Genomic DNA, 23,692 nt, shown 5'->3' with positions numbered 1-23,692 from the left:
TCAGCGGGAGGAAGATATGACACACGCAGAAGTGGACAGCGAGCGCCCGCTGCCCGACCCTACTGATCCGTCCATCGCCGATCTCTTCAGCAGCCAGGAAACCGCAGAAGCCTGTCGGTTCCTCCTCATGCGGCAGGACAGTCCCCCGACGATGGCGGAGTGGCTGGCACGGTCGCAGCAGGTTTTCGGCAAGTCCAACGTGCACAGTCAGCGCCGGCTGCGCGAGGTCCGGAGCCACTTCGTGGTGCAGAGCCGGCGCCGTACCAGTGACGGAGAGTGGATCTACCAGCTGCTCGGCTGGAAGAAGGCGGCTTCCGCGGCCGTGAAGATCTCGCCCCGGCTGCAGGCGGAGGTCTTCAGCAAGAAGGGCCGCTTCTGCCAGATGTGCGGGCGCGGCCCCCGGGACGGTATCCGGTTGCAGATCGACCACATCGTGCCCGAGTCGTGGGGCGGCAAGACGGTGTACTCGAACCTGGAGCCGCTGTGCGAGGAGCACAACCACGGGAAGCAGGCGTTCTTCGCCTCGCTCGACGCATTCGGCCCGGCTATCGGGCGAGCGCTCCCCCGCCCGAATCCGTGGGAGCGCATCGGCGAACTGCTCATCGCCTTCCAGGAGATGGGGAAACCGACGCCGGTCGAGCTCATCGAACTGGTCGCACAGGACACCCATAAGGGCGACCCGAAGAAGCGACTGCGAGAACTCCGTTTCGTCCTCGGCTGGGACATCGTCGCGCACCGCAGGAAGACGGACGGCGTCACTGAGGTGACCTACGAGCTGATCAGCGCCCAGCCGTGGCCTGCCGAGGGTGCGGCCACCGCGGTTGCCGACTACGAGCGCAGGCGTAAGGAGCGCAAGACCGCCGAGCGTTCCGCTACCGAGGCCGACTGACCGGGCCACGCACCGGAGACAACATCCGGGCATTCCTACATCTTCCATTCAGAAGAATTGAGTTGATATGACATCAGCCGAAACCTTATTTCCCGTTTCCTCTGTCCTGCCCCCTGATGCGGAACTGGCCCGTGTCCGCGCCAAAATCCTGGCGGCGGACCCGTGCGACGAGATCTTCGCTGCCGCTCTGCGCCGTACGTTCGACATGCTGCTCGACGGACAGCACACGGGCCGGTTCCGTTGGGAGGAGCTCCATAAGACCGAGAAGACGCATGCCGGCACCCTCGTGGAGATCAACCTCCAGCGCGCCTTCAACTTCGCTGACGGCCACAAGATGGACTACTCGATCGACGGCATCGACGTGGACTGCAAGTACTCCCAGGACCTGGGCCGCTGGATGATCCCTCCTGAGGCGATGGGGCATCTGTGTCTTGGGGTGTGGGCCAGTGATGACGCTGGGCTCTGGTCGGCGGGGCTGTTCCGGGTCACTGAGGAAGTGCTTACCAAGAAGGAAGGGAACCGGGACGGCAAGCGGTCTCTCACCGCCGCTGCCCGCAAGAACGCCGTTCACTGGCTCTTCGAGGATGCGCCGCTCCCCGAGAACATCCTGCTGCGCTTGTCTGAGAAGGACATCGCCGCGATCTTCGCGTCACGGTATGGCACCCAGCGTGTGCATGAGCTGTTCCGGCGCACGCAGGGACGTATTGTCTCCCGCGGTGTGGTTGCCACGGTCGCGCAGCAGGACGACTTCATGAAGCGCGTCCGGTACAACGGTGGCTCCCGCTCGGCTCTCCGGCCGGAGGGAATCGTGATTCTCGGGCAGTACGGCAATCACCAGGCGGTAGCTCAGGGCCTCGGCCTGCCAGTGCCAGGTGCCGGTGAGTCTGTGAGCGTCCGCCTGGCACCCTGGACTACAAAACATGCGAACGCACGGTCGGTGGAACTGGAGGGCATCAAGTGGGTGGTAGCGCAGGAAAGCGATCCGGTCGTCGAGGCGCCGCTACTGCCGGAGCCGCGGGAGCGGTAAGCACGGATGCGGCCGCATGGGTTGCCCCGGAAGGATCATGGGCCTCCTCAGCTGGCAGGCGCCGCAACATGCAGGCGATCCGGAGCCGGGACACGTCCCCCGAGCTCGCGCTGCGTTCCCTTGTTCACGCCGAGGGGCTTCGGTACCGGGTGGCTGCAAAGCCGTTGCCCGGCATGCGGCGGACTGCTGATCTCCTGTTCCGTCCCACACGGGTGGCGGTCTTTGTCGACGGTTGCTTCTGGCATGGGTGCCCTGACCACTTCGTGGCGCCGAAAACCAACCCGGACTACTGGAACGAGAAGATCGACCGGAACGTCCACCGGGACCGGGACACCGACATGAAGCTGGCCGAGGCCGGCTGGCTGGTGCTCCGGTTCTGGGAGCACCAGCCGCCAGCCGAATGCGCGGCTCTGGTCGTCGACGCCGTCCGCCAGCGCCGCGCGGAGGCCACACGGAGGACGTGAGTGTCTACCGACCATGGCCCGCGCCGCGCCGCAGGTTGGCCATGGGGCATGTGTCGGCCCGATAGACAGTTCAGAATCCCCCGTGGTCCAGAAGGCGCTGGATCGCGTCGGATTCGCGGCGCAGAACGATCCGGCCGTCGCCGTCACAGTAGGCGAGCAGCGGCGTGCCCGGGTCAAGTCCGGCTTCCGCAAGCAGGCCAAGGGGCAGTACTACTCGGCCGTCACTGTCGATGGTCACTTCGGCGGGTTCTCTGATCACACGGCTGAGTCTGCCACTCTGGCTCGGCGACGCGGTCCGCTGCGGGGATCCGAGTGCCTGGGATGTGCGGCCGCAGTGGTATCGGCCGTTGTGGCGCGGCGGCAGGAAGCTCCGAGGAAGACTGCAGTCAGGAAACCATGGCCCCTGCCAGAGAACCGCCCGCGGGCTGAGGCCCGCGGGCGGTGTCACCCACTCGTGCTCAGCTGATCTTGGCCTTGTTGGCCTTGAAGAGCTCGTGTCGCTGATGGCCTTCTTGTCCGACGAAGGCCTTGAAGTCGCGGAGCAGGTAGGCCATGGCGCCGTCCTGGCCGGCCTCGGTCTCTTCGATGTGGAAGTCGCGGCCGAGGTGGGAGAGGCGTCGCTCGATGTCGTGCATGCCCATGACGATGCCAGTCTTGCCCAGTGCGGCGACGATCTGCTCTGCGGTCATCGCTTCGCTCTTGCCGCGGAGGAGCCGGTACACCGGGTCATGGGTGGTCTCTACTCGCTCGCGGGGAGTGCCCTCCTTCCGGAGCGCCTTTGCGATGGAGAGCCCGACCGCCTTGGCGACCGGCGGCGGGAAGGCGTTGCCGATCTGGCGGTATCCGGTGGTCTTCGCTCCGGCAAACTGCCAGTCGTCGGTGAAGCCCTGGATCCGTGCCGCCATCTGGCTGGTCAGCTTCGGACCGCCCCTGACTTCGCCCTTCTTGCTCACTGCCGGCTTGAAGTCCGGCCGCGGCGCTTCGTTGGCAAGGCCCCAGGCGTCGACCCCCATCGCCTCCCAGGCAGCCTTGGCTCGGGAGGGGCCAAGGTCTGCTCCTCCGTGCTTCTTGGAGCCGCCGACGATGGTGGGTGCAATGCCGTCGGCCCTGGCAGCCCATGCCTCGGCACCGCCCCAGCCGTTGGCCGCCATGAGGTCCTTCAAGGTCTCGCCGACGGTGGGCGCAGGTCCGTCCTGAGGTTCCGGCCAGTGGAAGTAGTCGGCGTACTCATCCTGGAGTGCCACCAGGACGAACCTGGGCCGGAGCTGCGGCACCCCGAACTGGGATGCCTGGAGGAGCCGCCACTCGCCCACGTAACCGAAGTCGCGGAGCGTGTCCAGGACGTGCTGCCGGTAGGCGGAGAAGCGGTTGGCGCTGAGGCCTCGCACGTTCTCCAGCATCAGCGCCTTGGGCTTGATGCGGCCCGCCAGCTGGACTGCCCACGCGAACAGATCTCGCTCGTCCGTGGCACCGAGCTGCTTTCCCGCGATAGTGAACGGGGGGCAGGGGACACCGCCCGCCAGCAGCGAGACCCCGTGGTACTCCTCGGGATCCCAGACCGACTCATCCGCGACATCACCCTCCGCAACCTTCCACTCCGGACGGTTGAGCTTGAGGGTCTTGCACGCGTTCGGGTCGAGCTCAACAGCGAGCCGGTGCTCGAATCCTGCCTGTTCGAGGCCGAGGGCCTGCCCCCCTGCTCCTGCGCAGATCTCGACAACCTCAAGGGCAGACATTCTTCCTCCGTACGACGCGCGCCGAGCCTGCGGGACGGGAGGCGCCAGGCGTCGAGCTGAGAACAGCCATAATATCGAACAAACTAGCTACCTCCCTTCGGGTGTGATCTTGCCGCTCCATCCCCCAGCCCAAGCCTCACCTGCGGGGCACGCCGGGGACAAGCGACCCATGTGGATCGGCCAGTGTAGTTGGGGGCTCTGACATGCCGGCCGACGTTGCCCGAATCCTGCCCCGCCCCTGCACAACGCGCCGATGTGAACGAGGACACGCGTGCCGTTCTCCTCGCACTGACCCGGCGAGCTGGAGACCGGCGGCGGGAGGGCCGGGACATCAACACCGTTGCCGCGACGACAAGCACAATGCCCCGATCCGGCTTTCCGCCGACTCAAGCATTCCGGCTCCGCAGACCGCCGTATCAGGCTGCCGTCACCGCTGGCACAGTCCGCGGCTGGGGCAGGCCGAATGCCGCCGCAGCCACGTGTGCGGCCAGCAGGGGTGGCACAGCGTTGCCGGCCTGCTCATACTGCTTCGTCTGGGTTCCCTGCCACGGGTAGTCCCCGGGGAAGGACTGCAGCAGGCCCGCCTCGTGAACCGTGATGCGCGCTGTGTCCGAGACCGCATCGCGGCTCTTCCAGCATCCTCGGCTGCGGGAATCGGCAAGAGCGCGGCGGGCCTGGGTTGGAAAGGGCTCGGCACCGCCGGTCTTGCCGCCGCCGGCGGTGACGGTGGGCGCAGGCCGGTCGGTGGCGCCCCAGCCGATGCCTTCCGCCATGGAGACCCAACAAGCCCGGGACTCGCCGAAGAGGTTGCCATCCTCGCCGTGCTCGGTGTGCGTGGGCTCGGGAGGCTGGGCGGTACGCATGCGCGAGGCGATGAGGATTGCGCGGCGTCGGCTCTGTGGAACGCCAAAGTCGGCGGCGTTCAGGTTGCCGCACCAGGTGCTGTAGCCCCATCCACGGAGCACCTCGGCATAGTGGCGGAACAGCGGGAGGGCATCGGGGACCTCCTCCATGACAGCGTCCTCCGGCCGCAAGGCATGGAGGTAACGCATCGGCTCGGCGGCGAGCAGGGAGCGGGGGTCCTGGCACGCAGCAAGGAGTTGCGGCCGGGTGTCCCGGTCTCTGGCGAGGTCATCGATCGCCTGATGGACCAGCGGCTGGTCCCGGAGCCCCAGTTGCTTGCCCGCCCGGGACCAGGCCTGGCACGGCGGAGATGCGATGAAGCGGCGGATGCGACCGGCCATGGGCGCCGTGGCAATCTGGGCCACGTCCGCACGAACAGTCGGATGCCCGGCAGCGGCCCGCGTCCGGCAGGCTGCAGCATCCCACTCAATCCCGATGTCAGTAATCCCGTGGTGGGCGCGCAGACCCTCCGACCAGCCACCGGGCCCAGCGAACAGGTCCAGGGTGTCAGGAGCGGCGGGGGCAGGCATCAGGTCTCCGGGGCAGGTAGGACTGCGGACGTGGCAGGTCAGGTACGGCAAGCTGCGTCCCGCCCAACTGGCGCAGACAGCAGCCGACCAGCCCACACGACCATACAGGCGCCGACCGACGAACCGGCTGCTGAGACGGGCACGGCTCCGCGAGGGCCCTGTCGCGGCGGCCCCGACGGAATCCCAGCTGCCGCGGTTGAACCAAGCCCGACACGAGGCGATGTGATATCACCAGGTCGTCCGCGGCGGCAGATACCCCCAATCTGGCATAACTGCAAAACACACCTCGCAGCACACGACTACCGGGGGCGCCCAATGTCCGGCAAGCGCACAAATTTCACCTCTCAAGGCTAATTGCGGTCCGCCCAAATTTCCATAGCGGGCGGCTATCCAGCCAGGCATAGCGGAAGGTCGCTGATATCACGGAGACGGCTTCCTACGACCAAGGTGTGCAGCATTGTATTTGCCTCGTCGTTACACGTTTTCTCTACTGCCCTGATCAGTACGGGAGGACCAAGTGGTAAACCGTATCGATGTCGCCAGTCCCAGTTCTCGATGACGGCCGCCCGTAGAAGCTCAACTCGGTCGCTGCGTCGAAGACGAGCCCGTTCTGGACGGCGAGGAGCAGCCAGGCGACATCCCGGTCCGCGAGAGCGCTAGCGGCATCATCGCTGGCCATGGCGGAGTCGAGGAGGAGCAGCATGCGCCGCTTCACGGCCTCCTGGCCGGCGTCGGCCAGTTCATCGGCGAAGTCGTGGAAGACGTCGTCTGGCGCGTGCGTCATCGCCGACAGGGTGGGGGGCGTTGGGGGTGTGGCTGGACATGGCTTTCCTCGCTGCGGAGGGCCGCGCCGGTCCTCGGCGCGGCCGGTGTGACGTGAAGGGGCCCTGTGGCGACCGGGGGCAGGGCCCCCGGCCGCCGGGACGATCAGGCCACGAGCAGCAGGCTCTTGGCGAGGTCCTTGAGGTCGTTCTTCTGGTCGTGCAGCAGGGCGGTCATGGCCAGGTTGTTGCGGTGCTCCTGCTCGGTCAGGGCCTCGGGCACCTTGACGGTGCGGAAGTAGTCGTCGTGCTCCACAACGGCCTGGAGGGCGGCCCAGCGGGTGCCTCGGATGTTGTCCTGGGTGTCGGCCTCGGCGAACAGGTGGTGCAGGCGGTCGCGGCGCTCTTGGTGGGCCGCGACCAGGTTCTTGCGGGCTCCCTCGGCCGGGGGCGTCCACAGCTGGGCGATGAGCCTGTCGAACTCCTGGTTGGTCATGGCGGTCTGGAAGAGTTGGGTGGCCTCGGCCTCGAAGGCGGCCGCGTACCGCTCGGTAAAGCCGAGGGCGCGGCGGGCCTCCTCCAGCTGGGACAGGGCGTCAAAGGTGTGGCGGATCTTCCAGGTGCGCTGTGCCTCGTTGACCGCGAGGTCCAGGGTGTTGGTGCACACCGCCCGGATGGGGGTCTCGACGGCGACGGCGGCGGAGCGGCCGTCGTGGCTGTTGGCGAACAGGGTGTACAGGTCGATGCGGTCGGCCGCGCCCTCCGGGTCGATGGTGATGCTCGGGGACATGGTGGACATGAAGACGACGCGGCCGCCGTCGAGGGCCCCGGCGGTCTCATAGGTGACGTGGCCGCCGCCGACGAGCTCGTCCAGGAAGGCGAACGCCTCGCGGTTCTGGATGGGGGTCCAGGTGTTGCCGACCAGGCCGCCGAGCCAGTCGCCGGTGTCGTCGCGGAAGGTGCCGAAGCGGTTGGGGATCTTCTTGCCGAGCTTGCCCTTGTGCATGGAGAGCAGCGGGCGCTTCTCGACCTGCCAGTCCAGCTTGGCGAGGTGCAGGACCTCCTCGCTGGTCTTGGCCTCCTCGGTGACGGTGCCGAGGCCGTGCCAGGCGGGCTGGCGGTGGGAGTAGAAGGCGGCCTCGCCGGTGGTGTTGTCGATGGCCCCGGCGTCGGCCCGGCCGGTGATGACGGCGCTCTGTCGCATGGATGGGTCTCCTGTGTGGTGTGGTCCGGGTTCGCGGCCCGGACTGGCAACCTTTCGGACTTCCGTCCGCTTTCTTGACTCAAGTCTAGATACCGGGGCGCGCCCTTGGGCACACCCAACTTCGGCTCGCAGCAGGCGTCCTGGAGAAGCTGGGGAAGGCGGTGCGCGGGGGACGCCGCAGAGCATCGGGCCCGCATCGGTTTGGCCTGACGGTGCGCCGGCTGACACACTCGGCGGGATCCTCGCGGAGCGCCGCTGGCGCCGCGCCCGGCCACTGAGCCGGCACTCCGCGTGCTTCACGCGGCGCGCTGCAGGAAGAGAGTCCGGCTGGTGGATGACGAGCCACTGGAGTCGTGGATGGCCCGGCGGGATGCGTCCCGCCGGGCCGTAGGCGCCTTGAAGGCGGTGCGGCTCGACGGCAGCGAGGGCGCCGCGCAGGTCCGGCCGGGGGAACCGCGGCTGGTGATGCGGTGGGACGGCGTGCAGTGGCTGCCGGAGACGGTCGTCGCCGACTATGCGGCGGCGCAGCGCCTGCTGCACAGGATCGACGGGGACGGCGTCATCCGGCCGGTGCCGGCGCCGAAGCTCGGGCGGGGCACCGGCCGGCACAGGAAGCCGCGGTGATGGGCCCCGGCCCGTCCTGGGGGCGCGGGGGGTGCTGCTAGCCGCGCTTGCGGTTGCGCAGCTCCAGGCCGGCTTCCTTCGCGTAGCGGGTGATCAGGGCGGACTCCAGCCCTGATGCCGCGGACAGCTCGTAGACGGTGCGGGTGCGGTCCGGGTAGGCGGCCACGACGGCCTCGCGGCGCAGCCTGCGCATGTCGGTCAGCGTCGAGTCGACCTCGGCCAGGGGCTCGCGCAGGGCCTCCATGATCTCGACGTTGGTGAGGCCGGCGTCCTCGAGGGCCTTGACCGCCTCCTTGAGGGCCGTGGCGGCGCCGGCCAGCTTCGTGCTCGGCTGCCTGCCGCTCATGATGCTCCTCGCGTGATGGTCCGGCTTCCCGGACGGAAGTAAGACGTCATGTCTATCAGGCGGCCGGAGGGCGGCGCGAGGAGCGCTCGCACCGCCGCCCCCGCGGTTCAGTCCGGCTCGCCGGGGATGGCCGGCGCGCGCGTGAAGGGCGCGCCTTCGTGGAGCAGCGCTCCGATGTCGGACACCTCGAGTTCGACGGCGGCCGTGGCGCGGCCGGTGCGCTGGCGCAGGGTGCCGATCACGATCACGCGGTCGCCCGTCCTGAAGGTGTCGGCGATCAGCTGGGCCAGGCCGCGCCAGGCGACGCACCGCAGGAGCAGCGGGCCGGCGGTGGCCCGGCGCTTGCCGCGTTCGGCCAGGGCGGGGCGCTCCTCGAGGGTGAACGTGACGTTCTGGACGGGGCTGCCCGGCATGCGGTGAAGTTCGGGGCTGCTGGCGATGCGGCCGATCCACATCTGGGTGCTCACGGGTCACCTGCCCGGTCCGGCCGCGCCGACGGCGTTGAGCTCCTGCTGCTGGGTAAGGCGTTCGACAAGGTCGGCTTGCTCCTCGAAGATCCGCCGCTGGTGGGGGTGGGCGTAGGTGTCGGCGAGCTCGTCCAGTGCCATGCACAGCTGCCAGGCATGCCGCTCTTGGGGCGTGGTGTAGCGGGTGCGCGTGGCGGAGGCGCTGTAGATGGAGACGAGGCGTGCGGAGATGCTCCAGCGGCGGCCGGAGCAGGCGCAGTAGTGGATCCACCGGGTCCGGCGGGTGGGGCCGAACTCCTGGTAGGCGAATCGGACCTCGCCCAGGTTGGGCAGGTGGATCCAGTCGCCGTCCCGGGCGGCCCGGTGGAGGTCGTCGCCGTCAGGCGCGATCGGGGTGATGCTGCTGCGGCGGACGTGGGTGAGGGATTGGCTGGCCTCGCCGATGAGGGTGTGGCATCCCTCGTCGCGGCCGGTGATGTCCTGGCCGTGGTCGTCGTCGCAGTCGTGCACGGTGGCGGTGAAGGCGAGTCCGTGAAGCTCGGTGATGCTGCCGTGGTAGCGGACCGGGAAGCCGGCCATGGCGTGTCTCTCCCCTGTGAGGCTGATGGCTGCGGAGCGGGCCGGGAGCGGGCCGGCCCAGCGTGTCGCACGGGGGACCGCCGCAGTGTGTACGGCGGTCCCCCCGCGGCCTGTCAGCAGATGCTGGCGATGTACCGGCCGATGGCGTCCCGCAGACCCTGGGGCTCCAGCGCCCCGCGCTCGTCCAGGAGGTGCGCGTTGTAGGCGGTGAGCATGCCGCCGTCATGGTGCGGCAGGGTTCCGTGGTCAGCGAAACGGAAGTGGTTGACGTCCAGCTCTCCTGCGCGGGGGGAGAGCACCCGGACGGTGATGCCGTCGTACCACTCGTCACGGATGGCCTCCGCCAGGGAGGCGACGAGGATGACGTCCCCGACCCGGCACACCTGCTTGATGCCTGAGACGGCCCCGCCGACGAGCGGGCGGATCTTGGTGAGGGTGTCTCCGTGGTTGACGCGCGGCATGTTGGCTCCTTGGTTGGGCCGGGGTTCGCTGGCCCCGGCTGGCGGTACCAGCCTCCACCGACAACAGACCCAGGTCAACTATCTTTACCTGAGTCGCATGCTGCAGGTTCGGTGGACCTCACGCCCTCGGGACCCGCCGGCAGGTGCGCGCCGAGCGCCGCTTCGACGAGGCCACCAATGGTCTTTAGCGCCTCGTTCCAGCCGTCCGACCACGGGTCCTCGCCGCACTGCACACCGAGGGACACGATTGAGGTCAGGGCCGCCACCATGGCCGGCACCGGCACCTCGACCACGCGGGTGGCCCCGCCGTGCCCGTGGATCGCCTCGACGCCCTTCGCCCGGTCCCACGCGACGGTCGAGCCCCCACTCCCCCCGCCAGCGGGTGACCGCGGCGGAGCCCGCGGCGGTCGAGAAGTAGCAGCCCTCGGCGACCGTTCCGGTGCCCGAGACCCCGGACATGTCCACGTCGCGGCGCAGCACGTACGGGGTGGGCGGCGCCGGGTGGAACTGCTCGAACAGGGCGGCCAGGCGGTCGGCGAGGTTCACGCCGCGTCCTGCGCCGTGTGGGTGCCCTTGGGGTCCTTGCGGATCGAACTGCCGACCGTCGGGAGCGGGCGCCGGCCATCCGTGAGGTCCTTGAGTCGCTGGTGGGGGCGGAAGCGGGGCACGCGACGCGCGGGGATCGTGACCCTGTCGCCGGTCTGGGGGTTGCGGGCGAGGCGGCTGGCGCGCTCTGCGGGCTCGAAGACGCCGAAGCCGGTGACGGAGACCGAGCTCCCCTCGGCGAGGGTGCGGGCGATGGTGTCGAGGACGACCTCGACGGCCTCGGCGGCGGCGCGTCGGCTCCCGAGCTGGGGGGCGACGCGGTCGATGAGGGCGTTCTTGTTGACGTTCATGGAGGGGGTTCCTGTCCTGGGTGGGATGGGGTCGAGGGTTGGTGCCGGGCCGGGCGCCGGTGAGTTGCCACGGCGTCCGGCCCGGGGCGCAGGGGCCCGCTACACGGCGAGCTGCGGCGCGGGCGCCGGGGCCGGGCTCGGCGCGGGCTGAGACGGGGTGACGGCCGGCTTTGCCGGGCCGGGCGGCGTGGCGCAGCCGGGCTGGACGGGCTGGGACGCGGGGATGGCGGGCGGCTGGCCGGGGGCGTCGGTGGTGCGTGCCACGGCAGCGCCGCTGATGGTGCCGAGCACCAGTCCGGCGAGGAGAGAGCCGACGAACAGAGCGGGGCCGCGCATGGCGGGGTTCCTTCCTGGGGTGGGGCCTGACCGGCCCCGCGCGGGGCGGGGCCGGTCAGGTTCCGGTCAGTGGCCGGTCGGGCGACCGGGCACCACGGGCGGGACGCTGGTCGGGACGGGCGAGGGGCTGGTGTTGGCCGACGGGCTCACGGTCGCGGTGGGCGAGGGGGCGGGCGCGCAGATCGTGGGCGCGCTGGTCGGGGCGGGCGCCCCCGGGGTGGGGGCGGTCTGGGCGTGGGTGACCGTCACGGTGACGGTCGGGACGGGGGCGGGCTGCTCGGCCGTCTGGGTGACGACGGCCGGGGCAGGGGTGAGACCCGGGGCCGGGACGGCGGGCGCCACCGGCAGGGCCGGGGCGGCCGGGGGGAGGGCCGGGGCCGCCGGGACCTGGGTCGGCAGGGCCGGGAGGGTGGGGGCCTCGGTGTTGAGCTGGGCCGGGGCGGCCGTCAGGGTCGGGACGAGGTTGGTCGGGACGGGCTGGGCACCCGGGGCCGGGGTGGCGGCCGGGCGGCCCATCACGACGGAACCGGCGACGAACCCGGCGGCGGCGAGGCCGAGGGCGACCACGGTCCGCTTGTCGAGGCGCTTGGTGGCCGGACGGGTGCCGGACTGGGCGTTGGCCTCAGTGGCGGGGGTGTCGGTCATGGGGCTGTAACTCCTTGTGCGTTGGGCCGGGGCTTCGCGTTTCCCCGGCTGGCAGGACCAGCCTCGCACATAACAGACCTGAGTCAAATAACTAGACGCTGGTAACTTTAGGTGCGGGGTGGGCACTCAAAGCGCCCACCCCGCAGCCGAGTTGGAGACCTACCGAGCACGCAGGCCGTGCGCCGTCTGATAGGCGTACAGCCACGTAACAGGCCCGGTCAGCCCGTCAGCCGGCCCGAGATCGTCGATGTAGTGCTCCTGAAGCGCCGCCACCTTCTCCAGGTCCAGCGGCTCCATGTCCTCGCTCGGCCCGACCCGGTACGCCGGCCCCCAGTCACCGGCCTGGAGCCAGGTCTGCAGCTGCTTGGCGTAGGGGCTGTGCGCGCCCAGGACGAAGAACTCGCGGCCCGGGAACGGCGGGGCGAGGATCTGGAGCTGCTGGCCCACCTGGATCAGGTCGGGATCGGAGATGCCGTTGAGGGTGACGAGCTGCGTCACGCTGGTCTCGAAGCGGCCGGCGAGGGCGCTGAGGGTATCGCCCGGCTGCACCGTGTAGATGCCGGCGCCGGCGCCGGAGGGCTGCGGCGCCGCCCCTCCGCCGCCTCCGCCGCCTGCGGGCCTGGGCGCGCCGTTCTGGACCCAGGCGTACAGGTCGTCGCCGGGGCAGTCGGTCGCGTACCCGTCCCGGTGGCCCCGGACCTCGCCGCCGGCGCCGCCATCGCTGCGGCAGTACTCGATGGCGTCGACCAGGCCGTTCAGCATCTCGTCGGTCGGCGAGGTGATGCCGGAGGTTCCGACCATGGCGCACACCGCGTAGTGGCCCGCGTTGAGCGTCGAGTTGCCGTTCGCCCCGTTCCGATGACCGAGGCCGCGTCCCTCGTGCACGTAGCCGTGGGGGCAGACGACGAACGAGTACGCGATGTCGATCCAGCCCTCCTCCCGGTTCGCCATGTGCGAGGCCTGGATGTCCCGGACGTGGCCGGCGCACCGGCCGTGGTCACCTAGCAGGGCGTCCGGGACCGGGGAGCCCTCGTAGTGGATCTTCACGCCCCGGGTGGAGCTGATGCGGGTGTAGGGGCCGGTGGGGTCGGCTGCGCCCCACTCGGAGCGGGAGACGAGCTTCATCGGCCCGCCTCCCGCCCGTAGGCGGCCCAGCGGTCGCGCTTCTGGTTGGTCGGCACGGTGTCCTCCCAGGTGGGGTGGTTGGTGTGCCGGGGAAGCTATGCCGGGGCCGTCGTTAAGGTCGCGCCGTCAGCTACCGGTCTTCTCGACCAACACGCCGTCCTCGTAGACGAATCGGCGCGTCCGCTCATAGTTGGCGAGCAGGAAGACGGGCACGAGGCCGCCCCCCTCGGCAGGCATCAGCCCGGCACCGAAGCTGCCGGCCAGGACCATCACCCACTCCTGGGGCTTGGCCTCGGAGAACCCCTCGGGCACCGCGGTTCCCTCGGGGATTCGGCACTCGGTGGCGCGGCGGGCGTGCTGGCGGGCGATGTGCGGGCACAGCCGCAGGGCGGCTTCCGCGCACTCCTCGTGCATCGGCGGGTCGGAGTAGCCGCCCGCCGCCGCCGATTTGGGTCCGCCGAGGAACGCGGCCAGGCCCGACATCGGGCGTGTGCACAGCGAGCATCGGCCTGCGACGGCCAGCTTGATCGTGGTCTGGCCGTTGATCGACAGGAAGTCGGCGGTGCCGTCGGGCCGCTCGTTGACGGCGGGGATCGGTAGGCCGCGCCGCTGGTCGATCGGGCGGGCGGCAAGGCCCGGCGGCAGCTCGGGCATAGTGGGCTTCGGCATGGTCTCCTCCAAGGCGCCCCGTCGCGTGGGGGCTGGCAACTGGTGGGCCTCACCCGCGCCGGCTCCCTGCGTCCGAGGTCCGGGCCGGGGTGGACCCGATCCGGACCCTGCGGGCGCCGGGCCTCTCTCTAGGGGGTCCGGGGTGCGCAAGGGCCCGGCGCGGGCGGGCCCTTGCCACCTTCCCCACCACCGCCCGGCGGGGACAACAGGCTCAGCGCACCGGTCGCACGATGCCTTCCGGGGCTGCGCCGTCGCCGTCCAGGAGGTCTTGCGACACCCAGTACGGGGCCACCAGGACCGAGTCCGCGACGGTCCGGCCCGGGCCCTTCCACACGGTCTTCTGGTGCCCGCCCCGCTGGTGCGGGTACTGCCTCCTGCCTAACACCCCGGGAGCCGCGTGAGGGCCGCTGCGCCGCGTCTCCTGGGCGCGCAGCCGCGCGGCCTTGAGCATCGGGCCGAGCCGCCAGCCCACCCGCAGGAACGTCTCCCCTGGCTTGCGCTGCCTGCCGCGTTTGGCGGCCTTGCTGCGAGGAGCAGGCGGGAGCGCGATCTCCGCCTTCGAGGAGCACAGGTACACGGCGATCTGCAGAACGCGGGTGACGACGTCGCGGTGACCGTCCGTCGGCTCGTCGAGGCCAGCCTTCCGGGCGAGGCGGCCCGCGAGATCCCCAGCGGTGAACCGCACGCCGGCCTCGACCGGGATCGTGCAGTGGATGTACTCGAGCGGCGCGACGCGGGCGCCAGCCGGGGGCGGCAGCGGCGTGCCGTCCTCCGCGAGCGGCTCAGCGATCGCGATCACCGCGACCTCCCCCATGCGCCCGTCGGAGGTCAGGCACAGGAGCCGTTCGCCGCTCAGCCGACCGCAGAAGAAGATCGCGAGCAGACGGCCATGCCCGCCTGCGGTCAGCGTGATGACGGGCGGCTGCGCGAAGACCACCGCCGGGTTCGGGTGCCGCAGGTTGCGGAACAGCTCCCCGGGCAGCTGGCCGACGCCGTACGACCACAGCTCCGAGACCATGTCGGGGTGAATCGCGTAGACGTTCTTCGCGCGGCCCCACAGCCTCCAGGTCGCTCCGAGCGTCGTCATCGCCCGCACCTGGGTCAGGTTCAGTACGTCCTGCGGGAGGGCGCTCAGCAGCATCCCCCCGTTGATCGCGTGGTCCGGCAGGTCGCCGAGGCCGGCCGTGCGCAGCACGCTGTCCGCCGACCGCATCTCACTCACCACCCGGTCGGCGACCTCGGCGGCCTGGCGCCCCAACTCGACGTCCTTGCTGGCCATGCGGGCTTCTCCCCTCCCCCGGGCCCCTGCGGCCCGGCTGCACCCACACTCACCAACCCTGGCGAAACAGGACAACAGCCTTAGAAGGCAAGAGAGTTGGGCAATCAGGTCTCGGGGCCCTCGATGAGCTCGGCATCGACGACCTGCGCGTCATCCTCCAGCTCCGCAGCGAACTCCTCGCGGATCTGAGCCAGGCGGGCCGCCAGCCGGTCGATGTCCTCACCCGCCCCGCCCGGAGCCGGCAGCTCCCCACCACCCGCGGGCGCCAGCTCGATCCGGGCCTGCGCCGCCCGGCCGAACGACTCCGGCGCGAGGCACGCCAGGAGGAACTGCGCCGCCCGCCAGTCCGGCTGCGCGAAGTCCCGCTCCGTCTGCACCACCTGCTGGCCCGTCTCCGGGTCCCGCACCACCCGAGTCCGCTCTCTCAGCACGTGCCCGCCCTGCGCCGCCTTCCGCACCAGCAGCACCAGCTGCGCCTTGCCCTCGCTCCGCGCGCGCATGAACCTGTCGCGAAACTCGCGAAACTGCCGCTCCCCCGCCCGCGCCCGCTGGCCGGCCTCGATGCGCTGCTGCTCCTGCTCCCCCCGCTCCAGCCACCGGTACACCGTGCTGGCGTGCACGCCGGCCATCGGCGCCGCATCGCTCACCGGCACGCCGGCGCGCACCGCGTCCAGCAGCCTCTTCTCCACCTCCGGTTCGAGGGCTGGGCGGCGGCCACGGCGGCCAGGACGGGGGGTATCCACAGTGGGGACGGTACGTCGAACAGCAGGTCAAGGGCGCTCCGACGACCGCCACGGCCAAGCACCCGGGGCGATCATCCGGTAGCTGTCAGGCGGGAGCGTCCGAGCGGGAGGCCCGAAGCTCCTGGGGCAGCCTCCGGGCCTGGCCTGATCGAGACTGGGACGCACCCAGGCGTTGTAGGTTCCGTGGTTCGCTGTCCAACCGCATCGTTGTGACCTGCAAGGCTTCGGTATTCCGCGCTCGTGTTCTCCGAATGCGTTCCGCAGAACCGTGTCCAATCCTCGCCGGGCCCGTTCCGCGTGTCTGGTGGACCTCATCCCTTGACGGCCTCTGCAATCTGCAGGGCGGCCTGGGCGGGCGTGAGTTGCGTCGTGTCGACGACCTCGGCCCCGGCGTGCAGCCCCGTGCGGGCCGCCTCGGCGTAGGGCTCAAGGTATTTGAGACGGAGTGGGGAGTTGGGGCCAAGAACAGTGATTCCCAATGGTGTTTGTCAACCGGCCTGGTGACGTGAGGTGGTTGTGTCATGCCTCTGCGAGGTCGCGTCGGGGTGGCTCGGCGGTGAAGGTGCGCTGGTCGCGTATGAGAGCCCAGAGGACGTTGAGGCGGCGGCGGGCGAGGGCGAGGATGGCCTGCTTGTGGGTCTTGCCCTCGCTCCGCTTGCGTTCGTAGAACGTCCTTGAGCTGGGGCAGCAACGGGCGGCGACCTGGGCGGAGAGGTAGAAAACGCGCAAGAGCCGACGGTGGTAGCGGTGAGGCCGGCGCATGTTGCCGCTTATCCTGCCGGAGTCCTTGGGGACGGGCGCCAGGCCGGCGACGCCGGCGAGCCGGTTCGGGCTGCCGAAGACATCCATGTCACCGCCGGTGCAGGCGATGAACTCGGCGCCGAGCAGGATTCCGATGCCGGGCATGCTCGTGAGGGCGTCGGCGTGCGGGTGCTGGCGGAACCGTGCCTCGATCGCCGCGTCGGTGCGTGCGATCTCTTCGTCCAGGGCCATCACCGCCTTGGCTAGGGTGTTCACCATGACCGCGGCGGTCTTCTCACCGGGGATGACGGTGTGCTGGGCGTGGGCTGCCTGGAGTGCCGCAGCGGCGACGGCCGGGGCGTTTCGCACCTTGCGGTTGGCGAGCCATGTGGCCAGGCGAGCCTGGCCGATCCTGCGCAGGGCGGCCGGCGTCTGGTAGCCGGTCAGCAGCAGGAGGGCGGCCTTGGATGTGCTGTAGTCGAAGGCGCGCTCGAGGGCCGGGAAGTACTCCAGGATCTGGGCGCGCAGGCGGTTGATCGCGCGGGTGCGGTCCGCGGTGAGGTCGTAGCGGCGGGCAGTGAGCCAGGGCTGTTGCAAGGTCGATGTGATCTTGCAAAGCGCCTGGTCATCGGGGGTGTGACCGGAAAGACCGAAGCTCCGTTGGTGTGAGTGACCTCTCAAGTCGCTTACTACCAACGGAGCTTCGGTGTTCTGTGAGTCTTCCATGCCCGCGGCCGTGCTGTCGTGCGTTGTCACCGGTGCGGGTGACGGGCCCGAGGCGTGGGACCCGCGGGATCGGCGCGGACGGCGGTATCCACTGCTCGCACTGGTCCGCGCGGCGGCCTGCGCGGTGGTGGCCGGGGCCCGTTCGTACGCGGCGATTGGTCAGTGGCTACGGCGCGCCCCGCAGCACACGCTGGAGAGGCTGGGCTTCCCGCCGCGCGGCGCGCTGGGCGTGCGGCCGGCGGCGTCGATGGACACTGTGCGCCGTGTGGTCGAGAAGCTGAACCCGGCCGGGCTCGCTGTCCTGCTGCAGCCGGTCGGCGAGCCGGGTCCCCGGCCACGCCGGCTCGCGGCGGACGGCAAGAGCGCGAGGGGCTCACGCACCCGAGACCGGCAGGCCGCCCACCTGCTCTCGGTCGTCGACCAGGACGACCGTCTGCTGGCTCAGCTGCGGGTGCCGGACGGGACGAACGAGATCCCGTGCCTGCGGGACCTGCTGGCGGCGCTGGACATCTCCGGTACGGTCGTCACCGCCGACGCCCTGCACACCCAGGTCGAGACCGCCCGGTTCCTGGTCGAGGACAAGAAGGCCCACTTCGTCCTGACGGTGAAGGCCAACCAGCCGACCCTGCACGCCAGCTGCCGGGCCTTGCCCTGGAAGCAGGCCACCGCCAAGTACTACGACCGCAGCCGGGGCCACGGTCGCACCGAGACCCGGGTCGTCCAGGTCCTCACCGTCTCCCACTTCGCGTTCCCGCACGTCAGGCAGGTCGCCCGGATCACTCGTCACCGCACCGAACAGGCCACCGGCAAGCGGACCCGCGAGACCGTCTACGTGGTCACCGACCTGCCCTCGTCGCGGGCGAAGCCCGAGAACCTCGCCCAGGCCGTCCGCGGGCACTGGGGCATCGAGAACAAGATCCACTACGTTCGTGACACCCTCTGGGACGAGGACCGTTCCCAGGTCCGCACCGGTCACGGCCCGGAGAACATGGCCGGCTTGCGCAACACCGCGCTCAACCACCTGCGCGCCGACGGCGCCACCAACATCGCCGCGGCCGTCCGCGACCTGTCCTACGAACCCTTCACCAAGCCCCTCGACCTCCTCGGCATCCCCCGTTGACCAGCGCGAATGCCAGAGAAATCAGACCTTGCAAGAGCCCTGCCTTCCGCGGACGAAGTGCTCACCGGAATGGCATGTTGGGCGAGGCCGGTGCTGATCTCGCGCCAGTACTGCTCGACCAGGACCGTCATGGGTATCACCAGAGTGCCGCTGGTGTAGTCGAGTACGCGGCGGGCGGTCTCGACTACGAGCGGCCGCCACGGCGGCCAGTGCTGGAAGTTGTCCGTCGCGGGCAGCCCCGGCGTGATGTCCATGGTGCGCATGTGGGTCGGCGAAGCTAGTTTCGGACCATGAACGGAGCAAGGCTAAGGCTACATGGCGGATAATCCCGCCCCATGAGTCCAGAATGGAAGATATGTGAAAACCAGCGACGATGATGGTCAAGACGTATGGGAGACTCTCGCGAATAAAGACCCGCTGTGGGCTGCTTGCACTAATGGCAAACGCCATTTTGACTGGCGTTATGACGAATTCCTTGCCACAGGCGAACGTGAGGTCGCATGGGCATCACATTCGGCGCAAGAGAGTCACGTATACCCGATTCGTAGGTCGCTGGCGGTCGATTTTGGCTGCGGTCCGGGAAGACTGATCGGGGCACTAAAAGAGAGGTTCCAACAGGTCGTTGGCATTGACACGAGCAGGACAATGCTCAGTTTGGCGCGACGCACCCATCCGGAAGATAATGTCAGCTTCAGTGAATCAACTCACACAGTGCGGGAAGGTGGTGCAGATCTGGTTTACAGCACCTTCGTCCTTCAGCATCTCACGCAAAATCAGATGAACGAATGCTTTCGCGAATTCGCTCGCATCCTTCATCCGAATGGACTGCTAATTTTTCAGTATCCCGCAAGGCCGCGCACCACGCTGTCAGGAATTGCCTTCCTTCTCCTGCCAACTTCAATACTAAACGTGATACAACGAAACGTACTGCGCTATCCTGGACTTATGCCGATGTCGTGGGCGGCCCCCGAGAAGGTCATCCGACGTGCCGCAGCTTGCGGTCTCACCATTCTTGAGTACAAGGCCGGGCCGAAGTACAGTCGGAACTGGAAGGACGTATGGTACTTCGCGAGTAAGAGTAGCTTCCGCTCCCACAACTGATACGCGTCTAAATCGCCACTAGGCGAAACCCTTAGCGAAGGCCAATTCGTGTCCTACTTTGACTTTTATTCTGCCTAACGATTGCGCCCGCGCTTATGCGCCATGGCGCAGACCTAGAATCCAGCGGTCGAAGAACGAGCGTTCCTGATGGGTTGTTTCCCAGCTTAGCAGGTTAGGATCATTGGGCACGAGATCGTTGATTCTCTTTTCGATTTCGGCAATTTTGGTAGAGATTTCCGCCTGCTCCTTTCCCTGCAGCCAGAAAACGGTTAGCCCAATAACGAAAAGTGCTGCCCCTAGACTCACCAAGCGCAAGTGCCAGCTACCAAGTCCCGTAGCCAGAATGGCGGCAGACGCTGTAATAAATCCGAGGAACTGAAAACGGGCCGCAGACCTCATCACCAAATCTGATCGCAGCGATTGGTATTCGAGAGCGAGCACGATAACACGTTGATCATCCACGCTTGGCCTCGATTCGTCGGGTGTAGTCGTTCCTTGAGTCGTCCGGGTGCTCGCCCGGTTTCCCCTGGGGTGGGGGTGTCGGGCCGTCGTGTCGCTGCGGGCTGCGCCGGTTTCCACGGTCCGGCTAGGGCCCGCTGTCCTTTCCGTGATCAATTGTATGAGTTTCGGTTGTTCAGTCGGGTGCTGGCAGCGTGGTCAGGCGCTGCCAGCAGGTCAGGAACGCCTCGCGCCAGGGCCAGTCGGCGGGCAGGTGCAGCCATCGGCGGTGGGCGTGGCGCGGGAGTCGCGAAGATGTGCCAGAGCCGGTAGCGCAGGGTCTCGGCCTCCGGCGCGGACGAGCTGCTTGTCGTCGTGCAGGCCGAGCAGTCGGGTTCAGGCGTCCAGGTCGGCGGCGAGGTTGGCGGCCAGGACCCACCCGGTATTTGCGCGGGCCCATCGCCTTCTCAGTGTGCGCCCGGTCTTCGACCACGGCGTGGGCGCGGTGCAGCACGTCGAGGAACTGCGGGTTCTGCGAGCCGGGCACGGCGCGCATCCGGGTGATGTTGGTGACGGTGATCTGATAGCGCCAGCCGGTGCGTTTCTTCAGACTGGTGAGTTTCCCCAGGTGTCGTTTCGAGGGGCGGCGCGGCGTGCCAGCAGCCGGATGCCCGCCGGCCAGCCAGCGACGCGCGTCCAGGCCGGTCAGTTCCGCGACGTGGCACGCGTCCTGGAGCCGGCCGTCTTGGCCCGTCGCCGCGCGCCAAGCGGCCTACCTGCCGCCAGTCGTCACACTTGATCCATTGCGGCCGTCTGGCGGAGGTTGTGCTAACAAACGCGATCCGATGCCAACTAACACGCAAAGTCGCACGAAGCCTGTCCAATTCGACATCCGTTGGACATGTCGGTCAGGAATTGGGCGCCCAAACGCGGAACCTACAGGCGTGCCAACCTGCCCGCTCGATCCACTGGCGGGCGCTCGCTACCTGGGGTCGGGGAAGGATCTTGGCAGCTCAACGGCCATCTGATCAGTTGAGTCGCATGAGGCACGTTGGGCACGGCACAGTCAGCGAGACCGGCTGTGTCCGGTCCCGCCGGCCGCAGCCGGTGGGCACCACGGCAGCCATGGACAACGTCCTCCAGGCCGAGCGGCCCGCGTCTGCCTATCAGCGCGCGGTGCTCGGCCCGCTGGCCGGGCCGACCAGCGGCTTCACCTGGCCCGACCGGCACTTCATGACGCCTCGACCAGGCAGTTTGGACGCCACCTATGCCGCACGCGCCTCACGAACCCCCAGATATCCGCAAGGCACATGGGCCAACCAGCCCTGCCCTCACGTGCCTTCTCTGAACTAGTTCATGGCGTCTGAGACCGAGACGATGCTAAGTGGGCCAGTTGACATGACTTCAGCCGACACGGCCTGATCACTCAGAACCTCAATGAGTACTGTGGCTTCGAACCTGAACTCGACTTCCGAGGTCCAGCGGGCGAGTGTGCCTGCGGCTACCGGAGACGACGGATGTAGAGCTTGAGGATAGGAGTAGATCTTGGTAGCCCGCCACTGCAGCTGCGCGCTGATCCAAGTCTGGTTTCCCACCTGGTAAGCCTCCGCCCGTTTGGTGCCTTCGAGTTCGACATTGGCTTCGCTTGATCGGAAGCTGCCCGCCCAGCGAACAACTTCTGCTGCAACAGCAGGTAGGAGCCGGTGGAAGACGCTGACGCTTGAGAGGCTATCGATCACAGCCTGTGTGACAGCATCGGCCTGCAGGATCTGGGCCGGAGCTTCGGGCATTGACGCCGGCTGAGCAAGTTCGCTCAGAAGTTGATCAATGCCACCGCGCAACAGTCTCAGACTCTCAGCCTTCGCGAGCGCCTCCATGGCTTCATCACGAAGCGCAGGGTGGAAGTCGCCCTTGCCGAAGTCTCCATCCTGAGAGACGAACCACACGTTCTCACCGGATCTAGCAGTCTCCAGGAGCGTGAGCCAGATCGTGACGTCTCGGGCTCCTCTCGCTTTGACGCGTTTGCCGTCCTCGGCTTCCCAGGCTTGTTCAGCCGGGGGAAGCCTGTGTGCCTCGCGGCGGAGCGCTTCCTGCGCAGCCCCTGCAGGGGTAGGAAGGATCTTGAAGACGTTCTCCAGGGCTTCTTGGCGCTTTTGGGCTGCGAGTTCGCCAGAAAGCCAAGTGACCTTCTGGGCAAGGCTTGCACCGAACGCTTCGTCGAGCGTGGCGAGTGCCTTGCGCGCGGCAGTGAGCGCCAGCTCGACCTTGTGCTGATGGTGCGCGACATCTTCCACCGCCACCATCTCCGGGATCGCCAGAACTTGCCCACTCAGCTCGGCGATCTTCCGGACCATGCCCAACACGGCGCCATGAGGGAACGCCGCATGCTGAAGCTGATTGGTATCGAGAACGATCACGGGAACCCTCCGCATGCGGTGTGGGACGTTCGAACGGTGATCTCGCTGAAGGATTCATGTCAAGATCGCCCATTTCTGAAATACCAGGGTGGGCGGCGGGGTCCTCCGAATGACACGCAGACCCAGCCTGATTTATGAGCAGTCGCCTCCACGCTTCAGCGCGCCTCCTCTGAACTGCGGCTCACTGGCCGCCTGGCAGTTTCTGACCTCAAGACCGCAACGGAGACAGGGAGACTTCCACGGAGACGTGACTCATCCCCAATGAATCGAGAAGGCGGCGGACCCCCTTAGCGCGCTCTGCGGCATATTGTCCAGGACCTACGATCACCTCGACAACTGCACTCTCGGGAAATGCCAGCGACACGTAAGGGACAATCCCGACGGGACTGATTCGAAATTTGAGATCTTCGCTATCCTCATTCCCTAGCAGCATCAGCCGCCATTCTTGCTCTTCCCTGAACGCGGGATGCTTCACCATAGTGAGCGCGTTCAAGTAGTCACCCAATGAAAGGCCTGCATGCAGGTATTCCGGGAGCCACCCCCAGCCAATCGCCTCACCAAATCCATAGGAGACCTTATCAAACCGCAGTGAGCTCATACTTTGAGAGAGCCGCACAAGGTCCCTCGACCGGAATCCGATTGCGTATCCGCCTGCCCCTCCGTAGGCGCGCCACTGACTCAGCAGGTCGCCATGTTCGCAGAAGCACGTCGTGTAGGCCCGCAAGCTGGATGCCTCAGTGGCGCTCGCGACGCCCCCTAGCTCAAAGGCAATGGCAGATAGGGCGGCGAGAGGGCGTTCATCTGCAAGTGGCTTATGCACTCCCAGCCGCTCGCGCACTTCATCGCGCCTCTCAAGGCCAAGGGCAACTTCTCGCCTCCAGCTCTCGCTATGCCACGACCCTGCAGGAGCCTCAAGATGTTCCCGCATTCCAGTGTCTTCCAGCTCCAGCCGAAGATCACTCAATAGACAGTCGCGGGCGTAGATCAATTCCTGCGCATCGTTTAAGAATTCGACATCCGAGGCCCAGAGTGAAGCGGATGAGATAATCCCCTGAAGCCCTCCTGCTGCAGTGTAATGATAGACCAGGTCGGGTAAAGCAGGTGGCTTGATGGATGGAAATTCATCCATCTCATCATCCACTTGACGAAGGAGCCAATTTCGCTCCAGATCCTCAAAGGAGTCATCCTGGCGCATTTCCAAACTCCTCTTGGCGGGTTTTTGCTTTGTAAGCCAAGTATCGCGGCACGGAGTTTGGTTGATGCGTGAGCAAGCTTAACCTTCACCGTTCTGCAGCAAACACATCACCTAAATGAGTGAGGGTGATCGGCTCCCAGACCCGGCGAGCCCGCGCGGCGCCACCGTCAAGGTAGGTTGGGGTAGGCAGCAAGCGGTTCGAACCGTGCGAGGGTGAGCGGCGGAGACATACCCGGACACGCTCTTCGCTGGGGTCGTGTAGTCCGGTCA

At 68.0% G+C, this 23,692-nt stretch carries 27 protein-coding genes and 3 pseudogenes; 6 read left to right on the top strand and 24 right to left on the bottom strand.

Features of this window, described 5'->3' with window-relative positions; all coding sequences use genetic code 11:
* The first annotated feature begins 31 nt into the window (after positions 1 to 31).
* From ACQ614_RS26825 to ACQ614_RS26815, 3 genes are all read left to right on the top strand, one after another.
* The gene (locus ACQ614_RS26825) at positions 32 to 889 is read left to right on the top strand and encodes an HNH endonuclease (RefSeq protein ID WP_431681287.1); all 858 of its coding nucleotides are present in this window, start codon (positions 32 to 34) and stop codon (positions 887 to 889) included.
* A gap of 67 nt (positions 890 to 956) precedes the next feature.
* Positions 957 to 1,916 carry a NaeI family type II restriction endonuclease gene (locus ACQ614_RS26820; RefSeq protein WP_431681286.1) on the top strand — a complete coding sequence of 320 codons (960 nt, stop codon included), beginning with the start codon at positions 957 to 959 and terminating at the stop codon, positions 1,914 to 1,916.
* The gene (locus ACQ614_RS26815; RefSeq protein ID WP_431681284.1) at positions 1,847 to 2,380 is read left to right on the top strand and encodes a very short patch repair endonuclease; all 534 of its coding nucleotides are present in this window, start codon (positions 1,847 to 1,849) and stop codon (positions 2,378 to 2,380) included. Before ACQ614_RS26820 ends, ACQ614_RS26815 begins: the two co-directional genes overlap by 70 nt.
* Before the next feature lie 70 nt (positions 2,381 to 2,450).
* Here the strand turns inward: ACQ614_RS26815 and ACQ614_RS26810 are convergent, their stop codons facing one another.
* The 6 genes from ACQ614_RS26810 to ACQ614_RS26785 all read right to left on the bottom strand — a co-directional run bounded on the left by ACQ614_RS26810 (position 2,451) and on the right by ACQ614_RS26785 (position 7,514).
* The gene (locus ACQ614_RS26810; protein ID WP_431681283.1) at positions 2,451 to 2,639 is read right to left on the bottom strand and encodes an AbrB/MazE/SpoVT family DNA-binding domain-containing protein; all 189 of its coding nucleotides are present in this window, start codon (positions 2,637 to 2,639) and stop codon (positions 2,451 to 2,453) included.
* A gap of 199 nt (positions 2,640 to 2,838) precedes the next feature.
* Positions 2,839 to 4,116 carry a DNA cytosine methyltransferase gene (locus ACQ614_RS26805; protein WP_431681282.1) on the bottom strand — a complete coding sequence of 426 codons (1,278 nt, stop codon included), beginning with the start codon at positions 4,114 to 4,116 and terminating at the stop codon, positions 2,839 to 2,841.
* Positions 4,117 to 4,532: 416 nt separating this feature from the next.
* Positions 4,533 to 5,549, bottom strand: coding sequence for a DNA cytosine methyltransferase (locus ACQ614_RS26800; protein ID WP_431681281.1), 1,017 nt, complete (start codon positions 5,547 to 5,549; stop codon positions 4,533 to 4,535).
* Between the two features lie 386 nt (positions 5,550 to 5,935).
* A complete protein-coding gene (locus ACQ614_RS26795) occupies positions 5,936 to 6,007 on the bottom strand; it encodes an NgoMIV family type II restriction endonuclease (RefSeq protein WP_431684033.1) in 72 nt (23 codons plus the stop codon).
* Between the two features lie 41 nt (positions 6,008 to 6,048).
* A complete protein-coding gene (locus ACQ614_RS26790; RefSeq protein ID WP_431681280.1) occupies positions 6,049 to 6,333 on the bottom strand; it encodes a hypothetical protein in 285 nt (94 codons plus the stop codon).
* Between the two features lie 143 nt (positions 6,334 to 6,476).
* Positions 6,477 to 7,514 carry a DUF932 domain-containing protein gene (locus tag ACQ614_RS26785; protein ID WP_431681279.1) on the bottom strand — a complete coding sequence of 346 codons (1,038 nt, stop codon included), beginning with the start codon at positions 7,512 to 7,514 and terminating at the stop codon, positions 6,477 to 6,479.
* Between the two features lie 330 nt (positions 7,515 to 7,844).
* Between ACQ614_RS26785 and ACQ614_RS26780 the strand changes: the two genes are divergently transcribed.
* On the top strand, positions 7,845 to 8,138 hold the full coding sequence (locus tag ACQ614_RS26780) for a DUF6087 family protein (RefSeq protein WP_431681277.1): 294 nt from the start codon (positions 7,845 to 7,847) through the stop codon (positions 8,136 to 8,138).
* A gap of 37 nt (positions 8,139 to 8,175) precedes the next feature.
* Here ACQ614_RS26780 and ACQ614_RS26775 read toward each other — a convergent pair whose 3' ends face one another.
* From ACQ614_RS26775 to ACQ614_RS26710, 14 genes and pseudogenes are all read right to left on the bottom strand, one after another.
* Positions 8,176 to 8,484, bottom strand: coding sequence for a hypothetical protein (locus ACQ614_RS26775; protein ID WP_431681276.1), 309 nt, complete (start codon positions 8,482 to 8,484; stop codon positions 8,176 to 8,178).
* Positions 8,485 to 8,591: 107 nt separating this feature from the next.
* The gene (locus ACQ614_RS26770; protein WP_431681275.1) at positions 8,592 to 8,951 is read right to left on the bottom strand and encodes a single-stranded DNA-binding protein; all 360 of its coding nucleotides are present in this window, start codon (positions 8,949 to 8,951) and stop codon (positions 8,592 to 8,594) included.
* Positions 8,952 to 8,954: 3 nt separating this feature from the next.
* Entirely contained in the window at positions 8,955 to 9,530 is a 576-nt protein-coding gene (locus ACQ614_RS26765) for a hypothetical protein (protein WP_431681274.1), read from the bottom strand.
* A 113-nt stretch (positions 9,531 to 9,643) separates the two neighbouring features.
* Positions 9,644 to 9,991, bottom strand: a complete 348-nt coding sequence (locus ACQ614_RS26760) for a hypothetical protein (RefSeq protein WP_431681273.1) — start codon at positions 9,989 to 9,991, stop codon at positions 9,644 to 9,646.
* Positions 9,992 to 10,065: 74 nt separating this feature from the next.
* Positions 10,066 to 10,284 carry a hypothetical protein gene (locus ACQ614_RS26755; protein ID WP_431681271.1) on the bottom strand — a complete coding sequence of 73 codons (219 nt, stop codon included), beginning with the start codon at positions 10,282 to 10,284 and terminating at the stop codon, positions 10,066 to 10,068.
* Between the two features lie 249 nt (positions 10,285 to 10,533).
* Entirely contained in the window at positions 10,534 to 10,887 is a 354-nt protein-coding gene (locus ACQ614_RS26750) for an HU family DNA-binding protein (protein WP_431681270.1), read from the bottom strand.
* A 99-nt stretch (positions 10,888 to 10,986) separates the two neighbouring features.
* On the bottom strand, positions 10,987 to 11,223 hold the full coding sequence (locus tag ACQ614_RS26745; protein ID WP_431681269.1) for a hypothetical protein: 237 nt from the start codon (positions 11,221 to 11,223) through the stop codon (positions 10,987 to 10,989).
* Between the two features lie 66 nt (positions 11,224 to 11,289).
* Positions 11,290 to 11,868 (bottom strand): hypothetical protein, encoded by a 579-nt coding sequence (locus ACQ614_RS26740; protein WP_431681268.1) that lies wholly within the window; start codon positions 11,866 to 11,868, stop codon positions 11,290 to 11,292.
* 159 nt (positions 11,869 to 12,027) lie between these two features.
* Complete coding sequence (locus ACQ614_RS26735) at positions 12,028 to 12,993, bottom strand: LysM peptidoglycan-binding domain-containing protein (protein WP_431681267.1); 966 nt, start codon at positions 12,991 to 12,993, stop codon at positions 12,028 to 12,030.
* A gap of 126 nt (positions 12,994 to 13,119) precedes the next feature.
* Positions 13,120 to 13,662, bottom strand: a complete 543-nt coding sequence (locus ACQ614_RS26730; RefSeq protein WP_431681266.1) for a hypothetical protein — start codon at positions 13,660 to 13,662, stop codon at positions 13,120 to 13,122.
* Positions 13,663 to 13,873: 211 nt separating this feature from the next.
* Positions 13,874 to 14,941 carry a hypothetical protein gene (locus ACQ614_RS26725; protein WP_431681265.1) on the bottom strand — a complete coding sequence of 356 codons (1,068 nt, stop codon included), beginning with the start codon at positions 14,939 to 14,941 and terminating at the stop codon, positions 13,874 to 13,876.
* Positions 14,942 to 15,045: 104 nt separating this feature from the next.
* Positions 15,046 to 15,630: a hypothetical protein gene (locus tag ACQ614_RS26720; protein ID WP_431681264.1), complete on the bottom strand. Its 585-nt coding sequence runs from the start codon at positions 15,628 to 15,630 to the stop codon at positions 15,046 to 15,048.
* 365 nt (positions 15,631 to 15,995) lie between these two features.
* Positions 15,996 to 16,160: pseudogene (locus ACQ614_RS26715) on the bottom strand (ATP-binding protein); the annotation flags it as partial.
* Positions 16,161 to 16,203: 43 nt separating this feature from the next.
* A pseudogene (locus ACQ614_RS26710) lies at positions 16,204 to 17,007 on the bottom strand (IS110 family transposase); the annotation flags it as partial.
* A 142-nt stretch (positions 17,008 to 17,149) separates the two neighbouring features.
* Between ACQ614_RS26710 and ACQ614_RS26705 the strand changes: the two are divergent.
* Entirely contained in the window at positions 17,150 to 18,271 is a 1,122-nt protein-coding gene (locus ACQ614_RS26705; protein WP_431676013.1) for an ISAs1 family transposase, read from the top strand.
* A 62-nt stretch (positions 18,272 to 18,333) separates the two neighbouring features.
* Here the strand turns inward: ACQ614_RS26705 and ACQ614_RS26700 are convergent.
* Positions 18,334 to 18,534, bottom strand: a pseudogene (locus ACQ614_RS26700) (ATP-binding protein); the annotation flags it as partial.
* Between the two features lie 94 nt (positions 18,535 to 18,628).
* On the opposite strand from ACQ614_RS26700, the gene ACQ614_RS26695 reads away from it, so the two are divergent.
* Positions 18,629 to 19,372, top strand: a complete 744-nt coding sequence (locus ACQ614_RS26695; RefSeq protein ID WP_431681263.1) for a class I SAM-dependent methyltransferase — start codon at positions 18,629 to 18,631, stop codon at positions 19,370 to 19,372.
* Positions 19,373 to 19,465: 93 nt separating this feature from the next.
* Here the strand turns inward: ACQ614_RS26695 and ACQ614_RS26690 are convergent, their stop codons facing one another.
* The 3 genes from ACQ614_RS26690 to ACQ614_RS26680 all read right to left on the bottom strand — a co-directional run bounded on the left by ACQ614_RS26690 (position 19,466) and on the right by ACQ614_RS26680 (position 23,422).
* Entirely contained in the window at positions 19,466 to 19,813 is a 348-nt protein-coding gene (locus ACQ614_RS26690) for a hypothetical protein (protein WP_431681262.1), read from the bottom strand.
* A gap of 1,346 nt (positions 19,814 to 21,159) precedes the next feature.
* Positions 21,160 to 22,227, bottom strand: coding sequence for a PIN domain-containing protein (locus tag ACQ614_RS26685; RefSeq protein WP_431681261.1), 1,068 nt, complete (start codon positions 22,225 to 22,227; stop codon positions 21,160 to 21,162).
* A 208-nt stretch (positions 22,228 to 22,435) separates the two neighbouring features.
* On the bottom strand, positions 22,436 to 23,422 hold the full coding sequence (locus ACQ614_RS26680; RefSeq protein ID WP_431681260.1) for a DUF2971 domain-containing protein: 987 nt from the start codon (positions 23,420 to 23,422) through the stop codon (positions 22,436 to 22,438).
* Positions 23,423 to 23,692 lie beyond the last annotated feature (270 nt).

This window comes from Kitasatospora dryopteridis (assembly GCF_050749075.1).
Lineage (GTDB): Bacteria > Actinomycetota > Actinomycetes > Streptomycetales > Streptomycetaceae > Kitasatospora.
The sequence above is the reverse complement of the archived record's forward strand: the minus strand, read 5'-3'. Positions and strand labels throughout refer to the sequence as shown.